Genomic DNA, 18,971 nt, shown 5'->3' with positions numbered 1-18,971 from the left:
TCGACAAGGGAGCCATCGAGTCTAGGAACGAAGGTTCGCATGCAGAACGAAGGAATCCGCATGACCAAATGCGAATCCCGTATTGCGCCGTCCGCCATATGCGCCCTCAGCGCCGGTGGTCCACCTTTCGCGACAGCCATTCGCCCGCGAACTGGATCACGGACACCAGCGCGATGAGGATCACGATCACCTCGAACATCACGCGCGTCTCGTAGCGCTCGTAGCCGTAGCGGATCGCGAGGTCGCCCAGCCCGCCGGCTCCTTGTTCGAACACTGAAACACTGGATCAGTTCGCCACGCTTCCTGATGACGACGATGGCCAGGCCCGTTCCGCGCGCCAGCGCAGTAACCTGACTTCAGTCGATCCCAGGCCCCGCACGGAGTTCGTCGACGAGTGCACGCGGCGTCACGCCGGCAATCGCCCGGAACTCGGCGATGAGGTGCGCCTGGTCGTAGTACCCGGCGGCAGCGGCGATGCCCGCCCAGCCCGTGCGGCCGTCCTGACGCGCATCGCGCAGCGCGCGGTGGAAGCGCGTGAGCCTGACGAATGCCTTGGGGCTGGTGCCCAAGGCCTCGCGAAACACACGACGCAGGTGTCGGGCGCTTACGCCGAGGTCTGCGGCGACAACGTCCACGCTGGCGCTCTGCAGCCTCCTGGCGGCTTCGAGCGCGAAACGCGGATGGGTATTGCGTCCTTGCGCGGTGCCGAGGCGCTCGGAGATTGCGCCCTCCAGCGCCGCGGCCGCCTCGGCCATGCTGCGCGCGCCGGCGAGCCGATCGAACAGCCGCGCACTGTCGCCCCACAGATCCTCGAGTGCGATGGTGTGCCCGGCGATGGCGGAAGCGGGCGTGCCGAGAACCGCCTCGTTCATACGGACTCGTAGTTCCGCGCACCCGCTCGAAGCGCTGCTGCTGCACCTACTTCGACGTGGGCGGACTTCCGTTGTCCTGCAGCGGCTTCGCGGCCCCTTGGGCCGGAACGTTGCCCGGCCCTCGCTCCGGCTTTCGCACGCCGTAGAAGAAGAGCATGCCGACCACGATGATCGCGATGACGGCCAACAATGCGGCCATCAATCTGCGGCCCGCGCGGCCGCCCTTGTCTCGATCCTTGTCCATGAGAACTCCTTATTGAACCGCCGGCCTGCGCGCTGCACGGCTCGCGCGGCGCAGGCCGGAGCGGGTCCATGCCCTACTTCTTGGCCATGCCGGCTTCCAGGGTGCGCGCGTGTTGCAGGTGCGACTGCACTACCGGCAACATCTTGCCGGCCAGGGCCTTCAGATCGGCGTCCTTCGCCTGGGACTGGGTCTTCTTCAGCAGCTTCTCGGTGGCTTCGTGGTCGCCGACGCCCGCCTGCTTCACATAGCGGCTGTCGAACATGCCGCCCGATAGTGCCTTGAATTCGAGAGCCGTGGCCTTGTGCTTGACGTCCGGCGAGTCGGGCAGCTCGGTGCCCTTGGCGGCAGCCAGCGTCTTCACATCGCCGAGCCCCTTGGAATGGTCGTCGACCATCATCTGCGCGAACTTCTTGATTTCGGCGTCCGAGCTTTTCTCCAGCGCCATCTTGCCGGTCTCGACCTCGGCGATGTTGGCCTGCGCGATGTCCTTGAGCATCGCCGCATCGGCGGCCGCGAGCTTGTCGGCGGCCCATGCCGAAGAGACGGCGAGCAACGAGGAAACGACGGCGACGCGAGCCGCGAGGTGAAGAGGAAATCGGGTCATGGGATGCACTCCTGGGTTGATCAAGCATCGAAGGCTCTCGCCCTCTCGCCGCTCGCCGTGTAGGAGAAGAATCAAATCCACATGCTCCAAACTCCTTCCTGGCACCTGGAGCGATAGGACGTTCGTTTGACGACCAGGTCACCGGTCCGAGGCCGGCCAAGGCGGTCTTCAATACGCACGGGCTCCGACAGGCATGCCGATTGCCACAACCAGGAACTCCATTCCGGACGCAATCCATGGGCCGCCATTTCCTCGACATCGCTACGCGCGGCGCAATGCTGATGATCGCCCTTGCGCTTACAGGCTGCGGCGACGGGACCAGCCCTTCCAGCGTCCAGGCGCCGGGCGCTCAGAAACGCCAGGACACAGCGGCGCTGGAGGCGGGTGCCGTCCTGCTGCAGGACAAGCCGCCCGTGGAAGCGCTCAACGCCTATCTCGACGGCTTCCACTTCTATAGCGGCCGGATGGACGCGCAGATGGAAGCACACCACTACTGCACGATCCTCAACGAGGAACTGATCCAGTGCGTGATCTTCGATGGCAACACCAGGCAGTCCAAGCTCATGGGCGTGGAGTACATCGTGAGCGAAGCCCTTTTCAAGGGGCTGCCCGATGCGGAGAAGGCGCTCTGGCACAGCCATGCGCACGAGGTGAAATCGGGCCAGCTGATCGCGCCGGGGATTCCGCAGCTTGCGGAGCACGCGCTGATGAAGAAGCTCGTCGGCACCTACGGCAAGACCTTTCACACCTGGCACACGGACCAGCACAAGGAACTGCCCTTGGGCGTGCCGCAACTCATGATGGGCTTCACTTCGGACGGCCAAGCCGACACGGCGATGATCGAGGAGCGGGACCGGCGCTTCGGCGTGCGCAGCGATGACAAGCGAAGGGACCGTGAAGACATCCTCGCGCCTGCAGTGGCGCCCGGCGCCGATGCCTGGCAGGCCGGCCGCGCCGTGCAGCTGCCGGATCCGACCGGCACGCCGCACGCGCCTGCAACGGCCGGAGGCACGCCGCTCAGGCGTCCGAGGGCGGGAGCTTCTCTCCCGCCTCCTCTTTCTGGGCGGCGTTGGTGCCGATGTCGGGCGAGCCGGGGTAGCCGCGCTTCTTGTTGGCCTCGCGCCCCATGCGGCTGCCCTCGGCGGGGCTGTCCTGCCCCACCGCGCGGTTCTGGTCGATGTTCACCGGCGACTGCCTAGGCGGTTGCCGGGCGGTCTTTGCGGATGAGCCGGTCATCACGGCTCCCTCAGGCCCCTGCGCGCATCTGGTCGCGCAATGCCTTGATCTGGTCGTGATTGCGCTGCGCCCCTTGTGCCTGCCGCTCCACCACGGAGCGCACGTCCGCTGGAATCGGCGCCTTGAGTGCCTTGCGGTAGCGGGCCACGGCTGCGTCCTCGCCGCGCTCGCACTCCTCTAGCATCGACAGCGCACTGTCGGCGCCGAGCGATCCTTTCACATGGACCCAGCCGCGATGCATTGCGCCGGCCACGGTGCCGCCGTCGTCGACCTTGCCGCCCAGCCGGCGGATCAGTTGTGCCAGTTCGGACGCAGCCGCGGCGCATTGCGAAGCGCGGTCCTGGAAAACCTGCTTGAGCTGAGGCGAATTGACTTCGTCCGCGCAGGCCTTGAAGCCGTACTCGCCGTCGCGTGCGTTCTCCAGGAGGTCGTCGAGTACGTCGACCACTTCTTCGGATCCAGTGGCGCCGGGGCTGCCGGCTGTCGTGTAGTCAGGCATGGAAAGCTCCTTCAAGGGAATGGCTAGGCCGAACGCGGGGGCTCGCGCCTGCGTCCGGCCGACGGGCCGGAATGGCTCGCTGCAATCCATGGTGCGCGCGTGCCGCGAGGGCGGTGTCATCCACTCTGCAGGCACGCTGTCAGTCATTTGCCGGCCAGGACCTGCGCGGGCCAGGCGACGAGCAGATCGTCAAGCCACGAGGCGCCACTGGTCGGCAGCACGGAATTCCTTTTCGGCGGATTGGCAAAACTTGCTGCAAAACTGCCGGCAGGCCCCTGTGGAGCACCGATTCGCAGCGAACGAAGAAAGCAGTGCAGAGGCACGCGGGGCGCATGCAACCGCCCTCCTGCTCCTCGCCCCGGGTGTTCGTCCCGCCTTCGACCGGCATGCCGCTTGCCACGACACATGACCCGCGCCGGGCACGCGCCATTCGTGGCATCGGAGAAGCACGCTCCAGCCCGAACGCAATGCCGATCCTTTCCCTCTAACCAACCAGGAGCCATCTTCATGTTCTCTCACAACAAGCGACTTCAGTACACCGTCCGCGTGAGCGAGTCCAACCCCGGCCTCGCGAACCTCATGCTCGAGCAGTTCGGCGGCCCCCAGGGCGAACTCGCCGCGGCCTGCCGCTACTTCACGCAGGCCCTCGGGGAGGACGACCCGGGCCGCAAGGACATGCTGTTCGACATCTCCACCGAGGAACTCAGCCATCTCGAGATCATCGGCACCATCGTCGGCATGCTCAACAAGGGGGCCAAGGGGCGGCTGGCCGAAGGCGTCGAGGAAGAAGGCGAGCTCTACCGCAGCATCACCGGCGCAGGCAACGACAGCCATCTCACGCAGGTGCTCTACGGCGGCGGCCCGGCCCTGGTGAACTCTGCGGGCGTCCCTTGGACGGCCGCCTATATCGACAGCATCGGCGAGCCGACTGCCGACCTGCGCTCCAACATCGCGGCCGAAGCGCGCGCCAAGATCGTCTACGAGCGCCTCATCAACCTGACCGACGACCCCGGGGTGAAGGAGGCACTGGGCTTTCTCATGACGCGCGAGATCGCGCACCAGAAGTCCTTCGAGAAGGCGCTGTACGCGATCACACCCAACTTTCCGCCGGGCAAGCTGCCGGGCGACCCGCGCTTCACCAGCGTCTACTTCCGCATGTCCAAGGGCGAGCCGGAGTTGCGCGGCCCCTGGAACCAGGGCGGGAAATGGGACTTCATGCCGATGACACAGGACTCCGCACCCGTCGGCGGCGGCGACGGCCTGGCCACAGTCGAACTCTCGGCCGAAGAAGCGCCGGTGGTCGCCCAGATGGCCGCGCGCACGCAGTCGGCGCGCGACGGCGATCCACTCACGGGCGCCGAGCTCGGTATGGGCGGGGAAGACGGCCTTGCGCCCGACGCGGACCTCGTGGGTCCCGATCCCGAAGGCCTCCTGCGCAAGCCGCTCAAGTGAACAAGGATGCCGTCGTCGACCCGCTCGATCAGCGTTTCAACGCACTGTTGTGCGGCTACCGCCCAACCGGCGGCCTCGCGCGCGACAGCGAGATCGCAGCGCGGGTGGCCGCCAGGAACCCCGGTGGCTTCGCCTGGCTCGCCCGCCGGATCGCACATCGCGAGCTGTTGTTCTTCACCTGGCGGGAGGTGTTGTGGTTCCCGGTCTTCCAGTTCGAGCGCAGCGACATGTCGCAGCGCCGAGGCGTGGCCTGCGTAGTGGCCGAACTCGCGGGCTGGACCGAAGACTGGGAGCGTGCCGACTGGTTCCTGCGGCCTCAGCGAGAGCTCGGTCATCGCGCGCCGATCGCCCTCATCGACAGCCAGCCGCAGCGCATCGTGGAGGTGGCGCGCATGGAACGCTACCTGCACAACGTCTAGCGGGCCCGGCCCCCGATGGCGCATGCGGAACTGCAGGAAGTGCGGCGCCTGCAGCGACTGCGCGATAGAGCGCGCACCGTCCATCTGCATGAGACCAGTATCGAGATAGTCCAGGGCGACCTGCAGGACACTGACTCCGTGGCAGCCGCAGTGCATGGCATCAAGGCCGTGGTCAGCGAGCCGCCCTTTTTCCGTGGGGCGACTGCCCGCAGATTGCGGAGGTGGCTCCAGCGTATCCGTCCGGCCAAGTCATCTTGAAACCGGGGCTGACGGCAGAAAGGATCGCGTCCACCCAACTTAGGTGGACTTGATTACAGGAGCAGGGTAGTGATGAAGTATGGCATCACCCCCTACGTCGTAGACCGATGGCCGAAATTAGCTCGCGCCGAGGAGATGGCCACGCCCACCAAGGAGCTTGACCTTCGTACTAGACTTGCTCGCCATGTCGTCCGCGTCTACCGAACTGTTCTCGAACGTGCGTCCCAGGTTGATGGCTATTGGCTATCGCATGCTTTCGTCCGTACAGGAGGCGGAGGACTTGGTGCAGGACGCATGGTTGCGCTGGCATGAGGAGACGAAATCGTCCCAGGCCCAAGTCTTGAATGCTGAAGCTTGGCTCGTGACCGTGACCACGCGGATGGCGATTGACCGTCTTCGGGCGGCCAAACTGCGGAGAGCGACGTACGCGGGCCCGTGGTTCCCGGAGCCGCTACTGGAACGGGCGCCGACCACGCCTGAGCAAGCGTGTGAGACCGCCGACAATGTGTCCATCGCCTTCTTGCTACTTCTGGACTGCCTGTCGCCGGAAGCGCGGGCCGCGTTTTTGCTGCGTGAGGTGTTTGACGCTGAGTACGAGCAAGTAGCCGAGGCTATTGGCCGAAGCAAAGCCTCCGCCCGGCAGATTGTCCATAGAGCCAAGCGAAGGCTGGAGAACGCACGCGAATCAGCGGGCATGAAGGCGCCGCCAATGCCAGCAGTGGCTCAGCTGGAACTGTTGCGACGACTCGTTCAAGCAATTTCGAGCGGTCACCTTGAGGGCATTAAGAGGCTGCTCGCAGAGGAAGCGGAGATGCTGGGCGACTTTGGCGACGTCAGGCCAAGCTTCACGGGGCCTTTGTTTGGAGCTCAACGCATCGCTCAGCTTTACTACGCGATGCACCTTCGCCACGGTGACGCTATGCGACTTGAGCTGGCCATACTGAATGGCGAATGGTCCCTCCTGCGCTACATCGATGGTGCGCTTGACTCCGTACAGACATTTGAGTTCACCAATGTCCAGGTCTCTCGGGTTCGCATCCAGCGGAATCCGGTGAAGTTGGCAACGTTGAAGGAGAAGCCACTCGTCTCCTGAGCTCCCGGCCAAACGCGCCGCCACCAGGAACCTGAGGCCTGGGGCGACATTTCTTTCCCCTGCGACTGTCACAACGCGATCACGTCAAACGTCTTGGGACCAGGTTGCTCCTGCAGCCGCATCCAGTCTCAACTTGAAGAAAGCGTTTCATGACCCGCGCAGTTTGGTTCCAAGTATCCCCGGAGGGCGCAAAGGCCATCGGTGGCCTGCATCACTTCGTCACCTCTGGCACGTCCTTGCCCAGCCAGCTTATCCATCTGGTGTTCCTGCGAGTCTCGCAGATCAATGGCTGTGCCCACTGCATCGACATCCATACCCGTGACCTGATGACTGGCGGAATGTCGGTTGAGAAAGTAGTCCTCGTGCCGGTGTGGCACGAAGCGGAGTACCTGTTCTCGGAGCAAGAGCGAGCGGCCCTCGCCTGGTCCGAGGAAGTCACCCGCGTCAACGAAACACACGCTTCCGATGAAGCCTACGAGGCGGCGTTGGCAGTGTTCGGCGAGAAGGACTTGGTCAACCTGACCCTCACCATCGCCGCGATGAACGCCATTAACCGCATGGGCATCAGCTTCCGCATGAAGCCGCGGGCGAAAGCTTAACGGCTGCGGCGCGCCGCTCTATTGGCTGAGCTCGTGGGTTCCATTCAGTAGTGCGGCATCAACTTCCCGATCTTGCTGGCCGGCTACTGCGACGTATGCGCCAGGCGAAGTCATCTTGACGCCGGAGATGCCGCAGCTCAGGTCAGCGGCGTCCAGCGGTACGGCAGCAGATCGCGCAGTGCAGATGCTGGCTGGGTCGGCAGCCGCTGCAGTACGTCCTTGAGGTAAGCGGATGGCTCATGGCCATTGAGCCTGGCGGTGTGCAGCAGGCTCATGATGGCGGCGGCGCGCTGGCCCGCGCGCAGGCTACCGGCGAACAGCCAGTTCTTCCTGCCCAACGCGACGGGGCGGATCAGGTTCTCGATGCGGTTGTTGTCTGCGGCAAGGTCGGCGTCGTCGATGAAGCGCGTCAGCGCAGCCCAGCGCTTGAGGCTGTAGTCGATGGCCCTGGCCGTTGCACTGCCATCTGGCACTTTCTGACGATTAGCCATCAACCAGGCGTGCAACAAGTCGGCCGCCGGCCTGGACCTGGCTTGCCGCACGCGCAGCCGCTCGCCCGGCCCGAGGTCCTTGACCTCGCGTTCGATGTCGTAGAGGTTGGCGAACAGCTTGAGCGCCCCCTCGGCAAGCATGCTGCTGTGGTTGGCCCACAGCTCATGGAACTTGCGCCGTGCGTGCGCCAGGCAACCGGCCTCGGTCACGCCAGCGCTCATCACCTGCTTGTAGCCCGCGTAGTCGTCGCAGATCAGCGTACCTCGCCAGCCGCCGCTGCCGTCTTCGGCGATGCCCAGGAAGCGCCGTGCGTTGTGCCCGGCACGGCTCTCGGCGAAGTCGAAGACCACGGCGTTGACCTTGTCCCAGACCGTGGTGCAGTAGCTCCACAAGTAGGCTCTGTGCGTCTTGCCATGACCTGGCTTGAGCATCGCCACCGGGGTCTCGTCGGAGTGCAGCACGTGGTGCCCGAGCAGGTCCTCGCGCATGGCCTGCACCAACGGCGCCAGTTCCACGCCGATGGCGCCGATCCATTCGGCCTGGGTGGAGCGCGGCACTGCGAAGCCTGCGCGACCCAGGCTCGTCTCTTGGCGGTACAGCGGCTGGTGGTCGATGTACTTGGCCACTGCCACGTGCGCCATCAGGCCCGCGGTGGCCATGCCTTTGTCGATCACGCAGGCCGGCACTGGTGCCTGGATCAGCGTCTGGCACCGGGTACAGGCCCACTTGCCGCGCACATGGCGCTGCACGCTGAAGCGTCCAGGCTCATAGTCGAGCTTCTCGGCCACGTCCTGGCCGATGCGCTTCATCTGGCAGCCGCAGCCCGGTGTGGTGCAGGTGGTGTCGTCGGGTTCGTGGTGGATGTCGTAGCGCGGCAGGTGGGCCGGCAGCGCCTGCCGCTTCGGGGTCTGCTTCTCCCCTGCTGCCTTGGCTGGCGACTGCAGCTTGCCTACCTCGCGCTCCAGGGCTTGCAGGTCCTCGTCGATGGCCTCTTCCAGCAGGTTGCGCTGCTCGGGACTGAAGCGTTCGGCGCTGGCGGCGAACTTCAGCCGCTTGAGCACGGCCATCTCATGGGCCATCTTGGCGTTCAGCGCCTGGGCGTGCCGTACCTCGGTCTGCAGTCGGCTGGCCAAGGCGCACACCTCGGCAAAGCTCATGCCCGAGAACGCCGGATCAGGAGCTGCATCAAGGGCGTTGGCGCTGCTGCTGTTCATCACGGCGGTGATGGTGCCAGCAGGCTCAGCCGGCCACCATCGGCACAGTCCGCAATGGACGGGCTCACACCACCTTGATCACGCCGGCCTCGCCGACACGCTGCCACGGCAGTCCGAGCACCAAGGCGTTCAGCTGCGAGTGGGTCAGCGACAGCGTGCTGCCATCCCTGGGCCAGACGAAGCGGCCGCTGTTCAGCCGCCGCGCTGCCAGCCACACACCGATGCCGTCGTGTACCAGCACCTTCATGCGGTTGGCCCGTCGGTTGGCAAACAGGTAGGCGTGGTGGGGCCTGGCCTCGCCGAAGACCTTGACCACGCGGGCCAACGCCGACTCGGTGCCAGAGCGCATATCCAGCGGCTCGCAGGCCAGCCACACCGCCTCCACACGGATCACCGCAGCAACTCGCGTGTCCAAATCGCGAAGTCCGTTGCGGCACTGGCCGGCCATGTGATGGTCATCGTGATCGGGCCGCGGCGCAGTTCGACGCGGATGTCTGCCGATGAGGCAGCAGCCTCGGGTGACGCCATCAGCGGCAGTGCGATGAACTCGCCAGCCTTGACGGGTCTCACTTGGCCTTCGCGGGCCAATTGCCGCCAGCGGTGCACGACGTTGGCGTTGATGCCGTGCGCCATCGCTACCTTGGCCACCGACGCGCCGGGCTCATTGCATTCGGCTACCACCTGGGCCTTTGCCGCAGCGCTGTAGCGTCGCCGGGACTGTGTCTTCTCGCTTGTCATCGCGTCCACCTAAGTTACGTGGACGCGATCCTTGCCGCCGCTTCTCTTCAGTTCAAGATGACTTGGCCGGACGCATACGCTCCAGCGATGCGCGGACTGGCAGCGACCGCTGCGGCGGATAGAGGAAGAATTCCTACACAGCCATCTGCAGCAACCTTCTACGACAGTATTCCGGAGGTTAGCCAGATGTTTGAGGCGGGATCGCGTAGCTGTTTGCAAGATTGGCTGGAGGCCGAACGTGAAGCTAACGAGGCGCGAGAGCAACTGACCCGATGCATCGACGATGGGGAACATGGCCCCGATCTACAACAAGCGTTGTCTCGCGCGACTGAAGCCAGCGACAAGGCTGCGAAGTACTTCGAGTCCTTGATGGAGTCCTTGAGCGCTCGACTCAAGACGGCTTCACGCCGCCCTCCCCTTCTCACCGACTGGTTGAAACGGCGTCCGACATGAACATCGTTTCGGCGCAAGGGTCGATCAACGTCGCAGCTTTGGGCTGCGCCAGCGTGTGCCCACAAGCATCTCGCGAAGAAAAGCGGCGAGCCGTGGCTCACCCGTCCCGGCTAGTGCCCGGCGGGTCAAAGCGTACACCGATGCGAGCGATCACCGCTTGATGATGTCGCTCAGCGAGCCACAGCTGACCCGGAGGAGTTCGGTGCTGCGGATCTCCAGCGTCGAATCGTTGCGCCCGGTGCCGCAATAGATCGTCTCCATTTCCGCCACCCCCGAGTCGATCACCACTTGCGCGCTGTTGATCGGCAAGGGGGCCACGCCGCCTGAAACCATGGACAGAAACTGCGCCAGTTCTTCGTCGGTCGCCATCTGCAGATCCGCGCGCCTCACACCTAACGCGTCGGCGACCTTTTTGTAGTCTGCCCGTTCGGCCGCGCGCATGGCCGCAATCGCATGGCGATTGCCCGGCAGGCGGAAGGCAAGGCTTTTCACCATCGCATCGGGATCGAAGGAAAGCGAGAGCTTCGCCTCCCGGAAGCTGATCACAGGGCCGTGCTCATGAACCTTGAAGACGGCATCGCGCGATGTCAGGAAGGAAAGTATTGCAGGGCTCATCAGATCCTCGTTCATGGAACGCCAAGCGCACCGAGCCCAAGACGCAGCACAGCCACCGCAAGAACGCCCACCAGGATCGTTCCCAGCAGCGGGAGGCGAGCCGACGCTACTGCAGCCAGCAGGCCCGCCAGAGTTTCGGGCCATCCGGTGACAAGCAGGGGTCGGAGCGATGATCGTCACGAACATGACGGGTGGGATGGCATCCAGGACCGCTTTCGTCCGGCTTCGGGAGGGAAATCGACCTCGACGCACCATCAGAATTCCGACGACGCGGGTGAGGTAGGTGACGAAGGCCATCGCCGTGATCGCCTCGAGGGTTGTCGCGTGGAATGTTGTCATGGAGCCTTCGGTTCCTCCGGCTGCGCCGTGAAGTACGCAACCGCGATGCCGGCCATGGCGCCGGCAATCACATGCCACGGAGCGCCCAGGGTGCAGAACACGGCCGCCGACGACAAGCCGCTGGCGGCAATGGCGAAACCGGTACGCCGCCACCCAGCCCAGAACCTGGTCGTCATGCCGATGAACAACGCTGCCAGGGCGAAGTCCGCGCCGATCTGCCGCGGGTCGCTGATGAGCGCCCCGAGCCAAGCGCCGACGATGGTGGCACCAGTCCACGCCGCCGTGAAAGTGAGCGCCAGGCCCATCCAGTAGGACCAGGTGATGGACCGGCCTGCGCGTGCACGCTGCTCTGCAAATCCCCACGTCGGATCGGTGAGAAAAGCCAGCGCAACGAGCATGCGCATGCGCGACATGCCCGCGTCGGCCAGCTTCGGCACGAGAGACAGGCTCATGAGTGCATGGCGCAGGTTGATCAGCAAGGTGGACAGCAGGATCGGCCCCAGTCGCGGCCCGTCGTGCGCCCACAACTGAACCGCCGCGAACTGTGATGCGCCTGCGTTGACGAGCAGCGACATCCATCCGGCTTCCGAAGCCAGGATGCCATTGGACTTGCACAGGGCACCGAGCAGCAGGCCGATGGGTATCGCAACCATCGCCGCAGGCAGGATGTCTTTGCCTCCTGCGACGGCATCGGCCCAAGGCGAGACACAGGAGTCTCGCGCCGGCGGACAGGACACGGGCCCGCCAGGCCCCTTCACTTCGACACCCCGTTCCGATAGGCGCCAGGGGTCACGCCGACCCTGGCCTTGAAGACTCGCGTCAGATGCGCCTGGTCCGCGAAGCCGGTCGTCGCCGCGACGCGGACAGGAGCCTCTCCCTGGCGCAGCCGACACTTCGCCGCCTCGATGCGGCGGCCGATCAGGTAGGCGTGCGGTGTCGTCCCCGCTTCGCTGTGAAACATGCGGATCAGGTGATAGCGGCTAACGCCGACCTCGTCGGCGATGTCGGCCAGGCTGACATCGCTAGATGTTGCCCGCTCGTTCAGAAGCGACTTGATCCTGGCCACTCTCCGTTGCTCTCGCCCTCTTGGGACTTCAGGGCTGAATCCCTTGGCATGTCGTTCGAGGCAGCAGGCGTATGCCAGCAGGAGGGACTCCTCCGTGGCCAGCGACCAGCCGGACGTCTCCAATGCTCGGTGCGCGGCCACCAGGCGATTGGCCGCAGCGGGATCCTTGACCACGCGGCATTGAAAATACGGCTGGGTCTCGCGACCCGTAATCTCGGTCGTCAGGCTGCGAACGAGCGATGCGGAAGGGTAGGTCACCCGGTAGCTGTAGCCCTTGGCGTCATGCGGTACCCCGTCGTGCAGATCTTCCGGATTGAGCAGTGTCAGGTCTCCCGGGGCAGCGAGGTGCCGTGCGCCTTGAAGCCACAGGGTGCCGCGGCCCGACGTGATCGCCCCGATGACGAAGGTCTCGTGCGCATGCATGGCGTACCGGTGCGTCCTGAAAGTTGCGCTGAGGCAATCCACCCGCTCACCGCCTGCAAAACGCCCGGAGGTGAAGAAGTGCGCATCATCCCGGACCATGCTCCCGATTGGGTGGCCGGCGGCCCCCGACACTTCTTCACGACGTCCGTCTTCTCGCATGAAGACATTCTTGCAGCACGAAAAGCGCCTGTCTTGAAGAAAATTGACATGCCGTACCGGCACCGTTGCGATGGTTCATGACGGGGGACGGCAACAGCAACGCGTTCGATTCATCGGGCTCGTCAGAGAAGTCCGCAACCATTCGAACTCCATGCATACCGACACGGATGGCGAGAGTCACTTTCTCATCGCTTGTCATGCCCCCACTGTTCTGCCCAAGCTGACAGCGGCTTCAGCGCCTTCGAAAGCCGCCGCCCTTCGTCCGTTAGTCGATAGCCGCCCTCGGCATGCTCGACAAGGCCGGCTTCCCTCAGCTCCGTGAGCCGCGTGTTGAGCAAACGCGTGTTTGTCTCGCAAGCATCTTGCAGTGCCCTGAAGGTCAACGGGTCTCCACGAAGTTCCCAGAGCACGCGCAGCGCCGTGCGCCTTCCCAGCAGGTCCAGGGCGACCATGATGGGGCGGCCAGTGGTGGAACCGCGAACTGGTTGGCCGATATGAGGTGTCGTCATGCTTTACTTTATACAGCAACGAGCCTAGGATGGCGCTACCCTTGAATCAGGAACCAGCATGCCCGCACGCATCGAGCCAGCAACTCCGCCATTTGATGAAGACATTTCCAGGCCACTCGACAGGCTGATGAAGGGACAACCACCCTTGCGGCTGTTCACGACGTTGGCACGCGACTCACGTCTATTTCAGAAGTTCTTTGCCGGCGGGTTGCTGGACAAAGGCAACTTGAGCATTCGACAGCGCGAGATCGTGATTCATCGCACGACGGCATTGTGCAAGTCCGAATACGAATGGGGCGTCCACGTCGCGACCTTCTCAAGGCTTGCCGGCCTGACGCCAGAGCAGGTTCAGGCGACCGTCACGGGTTCGGCGAACGAAGCGTGCTGGTCAGCCGAGGAACAGGTCCTTCTGCGCCTGTGCGACTCTCTGCACGCGCACTCCGACATCGACGACGAGCTGTGGAACGGGTTGCGGAAGTACTTTGCCGAAGAAGCCATCATCGAGCTGCTGATGCTGGCCGGCTTCTATCGCACCGTCAGCTATCTCACGAACGGGCTGCGCATGCCCTTGGAAGAGACGGGCGCACGATTCCCGGCTTGAGACCGCTGCTGGCCGTATCGCTGCCGTATTGACTACCGTGCAACACCAGGAGAAATCTCGATGATCAAAGTCAGTGTCATGTACCCGTACGCCGTGGGCGCGCGGTTCGATCACGCTTACTACCGCGAGAGGCATATGCCAATGATGAAGCGGCTGCTCGGCGCTGCTTGTCTGTACTACTCGGTGGACAAGGGCCTCTCAGGGCGTGCTCCGGGGACTGATCCTGTTTACGCAGCCAAATGCGACTTCTTCTGTACTTCTGTCGAAGCTTACCGAGCGGCCTCTGGCCAGCACCAGCAAGAGATCAGGGGTGACATCGCCAACTACACGGATATTCAGCCCGTCGTGCAGATCAGCGAGGTGGTAGTCGAGCGTTCGGAAGCCTGACCAGGGCCGCGTGCTGGCTCCCCGCAGCACAGGCGCTTGCTCGTTTCACCGTAAAGCACTGCGCTTGGGAACTCTTTTTTTTTTTCCAGCCAGTAGTCCAGATGACCTGGTTCAAGAGCTCCCCCACGCGCACCAACTGCACCGCCACGCCAATCATCCGCCCCTGGTTCGAGCAGGTCCGCTCGATCACCGAGCGGGATCGACTTCCCATACGGTGCCTGATCACGGTCGCGGCCTTCAGCGAAGAGACGTCCGAGCGACTCTGCGCATAAGCGAAGCGCTTCGAGTCTCGGGAGCCGAGTGCGACGCCCTCTCCGGCTCGGCCCAGACTATGCCGACGCAGACTCCTGTGCCGTGCCGCGCAGGCCCGCGATCAAGAGCTCAAGGCCATCCTGGAACTCCGCCTGGGCGCAACTGGCCGTCGCGGCTTCGGCGATCTCGATCAGATGCGCGAACCGTTCCGGAGGCAGGGATCGAAAGCGCGCGATCGTGTCCGCAGCCGACTCCCCGGCCTGCAGGTTGAGCGGACCGGCCAGGTCTGCCTGCACGGTTCCCATGATCAATGCGGTCACCGCGCGGAACGCGACCAGAAGCGCCTGCCCTTTGCGCCCGCTTCGCGCCAGCGCCGTCAACAGCGCCTCGGCGACGGCAAGCATCGCGGGCGAGCGGCTGCGCCGTGTGAGCAGCAACGGGACGGTGTTGGGATGAGCGTGCACCGCGTGCCACAACGCCATTGCGATGCCGCGCAGTGCCTCCTCCCAGGATCCCTGGTCCGGCGGCGGCCAGCCGACCTCGCCGAGCACCGCATCCACCACCAGCACATCCAGTTCTTCGCGCTGCGAGACATAGTTGTAGAGCGTCATCGGCCCGGTTTCCAACGCCACCGCGAGGGACCGCATCGAGAGCCCGCCCAGTCCGTTCGCGTCGACAAGCGCCAGTGCCACCGATTGAAGCTGCGCGCGCGTGAATCTGGCTGAGCGTCCCATGGCGTCCTTGACCGTGCTGTGGAACGGCAAGTATATTCAATACGTACGATGTACTTTTATTTTCTTCCACACTTTGCTCGCACCCTCATCCGAAAGGCCCATGCCATGAAGTTCGAAATCGGCCAGAGCGCACCACCCGCGCTGCTGGAGACCATCCTCGGGCAGCGCGTCGCGATTCCCGACCCTGGCTCGGCGTGGGTGCATCTGCAATTCAGGCGCTTCGCCGGCTGTCCGGTGTGCAATTTCCACCTGATGGGCCTGGCCCGGCGTCACGAGGAAGTTCGGGCAGCGGGGGTAAGGCAGGTGGTGGTGTTCCATTCGACGCGCGAGGAAATGCTCGGCTACCAGGCACAGCTCCCTTTCGATTGCGTCGCGGACCCACACAAGCGGCTCTACCGGCAGTACGGCGTGGAAACCTCCATCCGCGCGTTGCTCCACCCTTCTGTCTTCTGGAGCGGCATGCGCTGGGTGCTGGCGACGCGGCGCTTCTACCGTCGGGCCGAGAACGGCATCCTGGGTCTGCCGGCGGACTTCCTGATCGACGCGCGGGGCCGGATCGCCGCGGCCCACTACGGCTCCCACGCCGACGATCAATGGGACAGCGACCATGTCCTGCGCCTGGTCGGGACAGCCGCCAGGTCCGGAGACATGTCGCAGCCGAGCCCTCGGGGCTCCGCTTCCTAGCCGGTGGCCGCCTCCTGGTCTCGCCGCTCGGTAAGAACGGACTCGGTGACCGAACTGCTGGCGCGTGCGGCCACGTACACGCATCGCCGGTCGAAATGCGAGGCCGCGCTCACGCCGGCCAGTGCTCGTGGGTCGTCGAACGCCCCCGCGGCGACGCCAATGGCCCCGAAGCACAGTCGAGGGACTATATTTGCCCGGTGCCATCCTCCCCCGCCCCCACCCTGTTCGACTATCCCCGCTTCGTCGAAGACCTGAAACGCCGCATCGACGATGCGCGACTGTCGGCCGCGCGCGCCGTCAACCGCGAGCTGGTGGGCCTGTACTGGGACATCGGGCAAGCCATCCGCGAGCAGCAGGCACGCCGCGGCTGGGGTGACGCGGTGGTCGATCGGCTCGCTCGCGACCTCAAGGCATCCTTCCCCGGGACCGCCGGGTTTTCCGCGGCGAGCCTCTGGCGCATGCGCCAGTTCCACGAGACCTACACCGCGCCGGAATTTCTCGCACAGCTTGTGCGAGAAGCGGGCTCGGCACACCGCGCCCACGGGGCTCCAGAGCGCTCGCGGCAGCCAGCCAGCCGGAACTCGCACAGGCTGTGCGAGAAGTGGTGGAGGCCGTGCCATGGGGTCACCACGTCAACCTGCTGTCCAAGCTCGAAGAGCCGGCCCAACGCCTGTTCTACCTGAAGGCCACTGCACGCTTCGGCTGGAGCCGCAACGTGCTGCTCAACCAGATCAAGGCGCAGGCCTACGAGCGTTCGCTGGCCGAGGGCAAGGTGCACAACTTCGCGCTCGCGCTGCCCGGCCACCTGGCCGAGCAAGCCGAGGAGGCGCTCAAGAGCAGCTACAACCTGGAGTTCCTCGGCATCCGCCGTGAGATCCGCGAGCGTGAACTCGAAGACCACCTGATCGACCGGCTGCGCGACTTCATCCTCGAGCTCGGCTATGGCTTCTGCTTCGTCGGGCGCCAGTACCGGCTCACGCTCGGGCGCAAGGAGTACTTCATCGACTTGCTCTTCTACCACCGCTTTCTCAAGGCACTGGTGGCGATCGAGCTGAAGATCGGCCCATTCGAGCCGGAGTTCGCCGGCAAGATGGACTTCTATCTCAACCTCCTGAACGAGAAAGAGCGCGCGCCCGACGATGCCCCGTCCATCGGGATCATCCTATGCGCCGAGAAGGACAACCTCGAGGTGGAGTTCGCGCTCAAGAGCAAGTCCAACCCGATCGGCGTGGCCGAGTACCAGCTTCAGGGCAAGCTGCCGGCCGAGATGAAGGGCAAGCTGCCCTCCGCACGACAGCTTCAGGAAGTCCTGCGGTCCAGCTACCCGCGGACGATCCCTACGGACCGCACCGCCCGATAGGGGAAGAAGTGCCGCCTCGCACCTGGCAAGGCGGCACATCGGAGCCCTCGGGCAGCCTCGATCCGCCGGCCTCGCCATCACCAGCAGTGGCTCGGTCTCGTCTGCAAGAACGCAAGGCTTTCAGATAAATCGATATCGCGTTTCACAATCCATTAAGCTATGAAACATAACCAATCCTGAGCGCTTGCTTGTTCGCTAGAGGGGCAAACCGAAGCAATGGCAGATTTCGAATTCGCCCAAAAAGACATCGCGCTGATGGAGCATGCGCTCAGGCTCACCTCAGGTTTTGGTTCCTGGCCCGCAGCACCGATGCAGCGACTACTCGCAGAGTCTCGAGTCAGGCGCTTCGCCCGGTACGAGCTTGTCGGCGTCGAGGCCGGCGAACCTTGGACCTTCACGATCATTTCGGGCCACGTCATCGTCAGTCGCACGCCGCCCAGAGGACCGCGCGCGCCGGTGACGCTGCTTGGCCCTGGGAGCCTCATCGGTCTGGTGCGCCTGCTCGAGAACACGCAAGACATGGAAAGTCCGGAACCGGACCAGCGAGTTCTCTATGACTTCAGTGCCTGCCTCAATACCACCGTCGTCCAGATGCCGACGGCGCTGATCCTTCAACTTCTCGACGAGCAGCCAGCGCTGTGGAGAGACGTGACCGTCATGCTGATGAAGCAACACCGACAGGTGCTGGACACCTTGCTCGGTGCCTGGATGGGCTCCTTTCCCAGCGCCTGGCGTCGACACTCGAAAGACTGGCAATGCTCTACGGAAGCAAGGACGGAACGGCCATCAAGATCGGCCTGCGGATCACGCAGGAAGACCTCGCGGCCCTTTTGCAGGTCACGAGGCAGTCCGTCAACAAGGCGCTTCGCAAGCTGGAAGAAAGCGGCGCGATCGACATCAGCTACAACGCGATCAGCGTGCTCGATCTGGAAGTCCTTCGAAATCATTCGAATGCAGTCCTATAGGCTCGCGGAAAATCCGTGCCCTTGGACTAAACGGGTTCGAGAGCCCGCAACTGAGCGCTGCCGGCCGAACTCCTTCGGACGGCAGCACATTCGCTTCACTCAGTTCTTCTTGTACGTCTGTCCGATGATGTCCACCACGACACGTCGGTCCGGCTGCAGACAGGCAATCAGGCGCGGCGTGCGCTGTGCGCCCATGCAATCGCGCGTCACCGGCTCACGCTCCCCCATCGATCGCACGTCCATGGGCACGCCGACGCCCGCGCCCTTGAGGTAATCGCGCACCGTGTTGGCGCGGCGCAGCCCCAGCTGCTCGTTGTAGGCCTCGTCCCCGAGCCGATCGGTATGGCCCGTGATCGTCAGGCTTTGCACCTGCATCTCCTGGCCCTGCAGTGCGCGAGCCAAGGCGTCAAGTTCGCCACGGCCCTTCGGCAGCATGTCGGGCGCGCTCGAGCGATCGAAGGCGAAGAGTGCATCCGCGCTGAGGGTCACACGGCGCATCACGGGCGCGGGGGGCGCCGGAACGGGAGCTGGTGCCGGTGTTGCGACAGGCGCGGGCGCGCAGCTTTGGCCCTGGCACCAGTAATAGCGTTCGTCATGCAGGCTGCCGCAGCCCGCGAGTACGAGCGCGGCAAGGGCCGCGGCACCGAGGCTAAGGAGATTCGTCATGTTCGTTTTCTTCGTGTGCATGGAGTTTTTCCTTGTCG

At 64.4% G+C, this 18,971-nt stretch carries 24 protein-coding genes and 2 pseudogenes; 12 read left to right on the top strand and 14 right to left on the bottom strand.

Features of this window, described 5'->3' with window-relative positions; translation table 11 throughout:
• Nucleotides 1-106 precede the first annotated feature (106 nt).
• The 4 genes and pseudogenes from ACHMXA_RS30940 to ACHMXA_RS30925 form a co-directional block, all read right to left on the bottom strand.
• Nucleotides 107-262 (bottom strand): annotated as a pseudogene (locus tag ACHMXA_RS30940) (ABC transporter permease); the annotation flags it as partial.
• Nucleotides 263-356: 94 nt separating this feature from the next.
• Nucleotides 357-872, bottom strand: a complete 516-nt coding sequence (locus ACHMXA_RS30935; protein WP_395322090.1) for a helix-turn-helix domain-containing protein — start codon at nt 870-872, stop codon at nt 357-359.
• Nucleotides 873-918: 46 nt separating this feature from the next.
• Complete coding sequence (locus ACHMXA_RS30930) at nt 919-1,116, bottom strand: hypothetical protein (RefSeq protein WP_395322089.1); 198 nt, start codon at nt 1,114-1,116, stop codon at nt 919-921.
• Nucleotides 1,117-1,189: 73 nt separating this feature from the next.
• Nucleotides 1,190-1,720 (bottom strand): DUF4142 domain-containing protein, encoded by a 531-nt coding sequence (locus tag ACHMXA_RS30925; RefSeq protein ID WP_395322088.1) that lies wholly within the window; start codon nt 1,718-1,720, stop codon nt 1,190-1,192.
• Nucleotides 1,721-1,956: 236 nt separating this feature from the next.
• Here ACHMXA_RS30925 and ACHMXA_RS30920 point away from each other — a divergent pair.
• Nucleotides 1,957-2,709: pseudogene (locus tag ACHMXA_RS30920) on the top strand (OBAP family protein); the annotation flags it as partial.
• 257 nt (nt 2,710-2,966) lie between these two features.
• Here ACHMXA_RS30920 and ACHMXA_RS30915 read toward each other — a convergent pair.
• Nucleotides 2,967-3,455, bottom strand: coding sequence for a PA2169 family four-helix-bundle protein (locus ACHMXA_RS30915; RefSeq protein ID WP_395322087.1), 489 nt, complete (start codon nt 3,453-3,455; stop codon nt 2,967-2,969).
• A gap of 507 nt (nt 3,456-3,962) precedes the next feature.
• Between ACHMXA_RS30915 and ACHMXA_RS30910 the strand changes: the two genes are divergently transcribed.
• From ACHMXA_RS30910 to ACHMXA_RS30895, 4 genes are all read left to right on the top strand, one after another.
• Nucleotides 3,963-4,907 carry a manganese catalase family protein gene (locus ACHMXA_RS30910; RefSeq protein WP_395322085.1) on the top strand — a complete coding sequence of 315 codons (945 nt, stop codon included), beginning with the start codon at nt 3,963-3,965 and terminating at the stop codon, nt 4,905-4,907.
• Nucleotides 4,904-5,326 carry a hypothetical protein gene (locus tag ACHMXA_RS30905; RefSeq protein WP_176666165.1) on the top strand — a complete coding sequence of 141 codons (423 nt, stop codon included), beginning with the start codon at nt 4,904-4,906 and terminating at the stop codon, nt 5,324-5,326. Before ACHMXA_RS30910 ends, ACHMXA_RS30905 begins: the two co-directional genes overlap by 4 nt.
• Nucleotides 5,327-5,741: 415 nt before the next feature.
• Nucleotides 5,742-6,677 carry a sigma-70 family RNA polymerase sigma factor gene (locus tag ACHMXA_RS30900; protein ID WP_348638670.1) on the top strand — a complete coding sequence of 312 codons (936 nt, stop codon included), beginning with the start codon at nt 5,742-5,744 and terminating at the stop codon, nt 6,675-6,677.
• Between the two features lie 149 nt (nt 6,678-6,826).
• Nucleotides 6,827-7,276 (top strand): carboxymuconolactone decarboxylase family protein, encoded by a 450-nt coding sequence (locus ACHMXA_RS30895; protein WP_281147579.1) that lies wholly within the window; start codon nt 6,827-6,829, stop codon nt 7,274-7,276.
• A 137-nt stretch (nt 7,277-7,413) separates the two neighbouring features.
• Here the strand turns inward: ACHMXA_RS30895 and tnpC are convergent, their stop codons facing one another.
• The 3 genes from tnpC to tnpA all read right to left on the bottom strand — a co-directional run bounded on the left by tnpC (nt 7,414) and on the right by tnpA (nt 9,720).
• On the bottom strand, nt 7,414-8,982 hold the full coding sequence (gene tnpC, locus ACHMXA_RS30890; RefSeq protein WP_395322083.1) for an IS66 family transposase: 1,569 nt from the start codon (nt 8,980-8,982) through the stop codon (nt 7,414-7,416).
• Nucleotides 8,983-9,046: 64 nt separating this feature from the next.
• A complete protein-coding gene (gene tnpB / locus ACHMXA_RS30885; protein ID WP_281147578.1) occupies nt 9,047-9,397 on the bottom strand; it encodes an IS66 family insertion sequence element accessory protein TnpB in 351 nt (116 codons plus the stop codon).
• Nucleotides 9,373-9,720: an IS66-like element accessory protein TnpA gene (gene tnpA, locus ACHMXA_RS30880; RefSeq protein ID WP_281147577.1), complete on the bottom strand. Its 348-nt coding sequence runs from the start codon at nt 9,718-9,720 to the stop codon at nt 9,373-9,375. The genes tnpB and tnpA overlap by 25 nt, the downstream gene beginning before the upstream one ends.
• A gap of 18 nt (nt 9,721-9,738) precedes the next feature.
• Here tnpA and ACHMXA_RS30875 point away from each other — a divergent pair, with 18 nt between their 5' ends.
• Nucleotides 9,739-10,173, top strand: a complete 435-nt coding sequence (locus tag ACHMXA_RS30875) for a hypothetical protein (protein ID WP_395322081.1) — start codon at nt 9,739-9,741, stop codon at nt 10,171-10,173.
• A gap of 150 nt (nt 10,174-10,323) precedes the next feature.
• On the opposite strand, the gene ACHMXA_RS30870 is transcribed toward ACHMXA_RS30875, so the two are convergent.
• The 4 genes from ACHMXA_RS30870 to ACHMXA_RS30855 all read right to left on the bottom strand — a co-directional run bounded on the left by ACHMXA_RS30870 (nt 10,324) and on the right by ACHMXA_RS30855 (nt 13,284).
• Nucleotides 10,324-10,803, bottom strand: coding sequence for an aminoacyl-tRNA deacylase (locus ACHMXA_RS30870; protein ID WP_395322625.1), 480 nt, complete (start codon nt 10,801-10,803; stop codon nt 10,324-10,326).
• A 320-nt stretch (nt 10,804-11,123) separates the two neighbouring features.
• On the bottom strand, nt 11,124-11,780 hold the full coding sequence (locus tag ACHMXA_RS30865) for an AzlC family ABC transporter permease (RefSeq protein ID WP_395322080.1): 657 nt from the start codon (nt 11,778-11,780) through the stop codon (nt 11,124-11,126).
• Nucleotides 11,781-11,881: 101 nt separating this feature from the next.
• Nucleotides 11,882-12,775 (bottom strand): AraC family transcriptional regulator, encoded by an 894-nt coding sequence (locus ACHMXA_RS30860; protein WP_395322079.1) that lies wholly within the window; start codon nt 12,773-12,775, stop codon nt 11,882-11,884.
• Nucleotides 12,776-12,960: 185 nt separating this feature from the next.
• Complete coding sequence (locus ACHMXA_RS30855) at nt 12,961-13,284, bottom strand: winged helix-turn-helix transcriptional regulator (RefSeq protein WP_395322077.1); 324 nt, start codon at nt 13,282-13,284, stop codon at nt 12,961-12,963.
• A 58-nt stretch (nt 13,285-13,342) separates the two neighbouring features.
• Between ACHMXA_RS30855 and ACHMXA_RS30850 the strand changes: the two genes are divergently transcribed.
• Nucleotides 13,343-13,885, top strand: a complete 543-nt coding sequence (locus ACHMXA_RS30850; RefSeq protein ID WP_395322075.1) for a carboxymuconolactone decarboxylase family protein — start codon at nt 13,343-13,345, stop codon at nt 13,883-13,885.
• A gap of 60 nt (nt 13,886-13,945) precedes the next feature.
• Entirely contained in the window at nt 13,946-14,272 is a 327-nt protein-coding gene (locus ACHMXA_RS30845) for an EthD family reductase (protein ID WP_395322074.1), read from the top strand.
• Between the two features lie 329 nt (nt 14,273-14,601).
• On the opposite strand, the gene ACHMXA_RS30840 is transcribed toward ACHMXA_RS30845, so the two are convergent.
• Nucleotides 14,602-15,288 (bottom strand): TetR/AcrR family transcriptional regulator, encoded by a 687-nt coding sequence (locus tag ACHMXA_RS30840; protein WP_395322072.1) that lies wholly within the window; start codon nt 15,286-15,288, stop codon nt 14,602-14,604.
• A 75-nt stretch (nt 15,289-15,363) separates the two neighbouring features.
• Here ACHMXA_RS30840 and ACHMXA_RS30835 point away from each other — a divergent pair, with 75 nt between their 5' ends.
• The 4 genes from ACHMXA_RS30835 (at nt 15,364) to ACHMXA_RS30820 (ending at nt 18,267) form a co-directional block, all read left to right on the top strand.
• Nucleotides 15,364-15,942, top strand: coding sequence for a peroxiredoxin-like family protein (locus ACHMXA_RS30835; RefSeq protein WP_395322070.1), 579 nt, complete (start codon nt 15,364-15,366; stop codon nt 15,940-15,942).
• A gap of 197 nt (nt 15,943-16,139) precedes the next feature.
• Nucleotides 16,140-16,625 carry a DUF1016 N-terminal domain-containing protein gene (locus ACHMXA_RS30830; RefSeq protein ID WP_395322068.1) on the top strand — a complete coding sequence of 162 codons (486 nt, stop codon included), beginning with the start codon at nt 16,140-16,142 and terminating at the stop codon, nt 16,623-16,625.
• Nucleotides 16,556-17,302, top strand: coding sequence for a YhcG family protein (locus ACHMXA_RS30825; RefSeq protein WP_395322066.1), 747 nt, complete (start codon nt 16,556-16,558; stop codon nt 17,300-17,302). Before ACHMXA_RS30830 ends, ACHMXA_RS30825 begins: the two co-directional genes overlap by 70 nt.
• A 755-nt stretch (nt 17,303-18,057) precedes the next feature.
• Nucleotides 18,058-18,267 carry a helix-turn-helix domain-containing protein gene (locus ACHMXA_RS30820; RefSeq protein ID WP_395322064.1) on the top strand — a complete coding sequence of 70 codons (210 nt, stop codon included), beginning with the start codon at nt 18,058-18,060 and terminating at the stop codon, nt 18,265-18,267.
• A 99-nt stretch (nt 18,268-18,366) separates the two neighbouring features.
• On the opposite strand, the gene ACHMXA_RS30815 is transcribed toward ACHMXA_RS30820, so the two are convergent.
• Nucleotides 18,367-18,954: an OmpA family protein gene (locus ACHMXA_RS30815; protein WP_395322062.1), complete on the bottom strand. Its 588-nt coding sequence runs from the start codon at nt 18,952-18,954 to the stop codon at nt 18,367-18,369.
• Between the last annotated feature and the right edge of the window lie 17 nt (nt 18,955-18,971).

Origin of the sequence: Variovorax sp. UC74_104, from assembly GCF_044055375.1 — a bacterium.
In the GTDB taxonomy this organism is placed as follows: domain Bacteria; phylum Pseudomonadota; class Gammaproteobacteria; order Burkholderiales; family Burkholderiaceae_C; genus Variovorax.
Note: the sequence above shows the minus strand (reverse complement) of the source record. Positions and strands in the feature narration are given on the sequence as shown.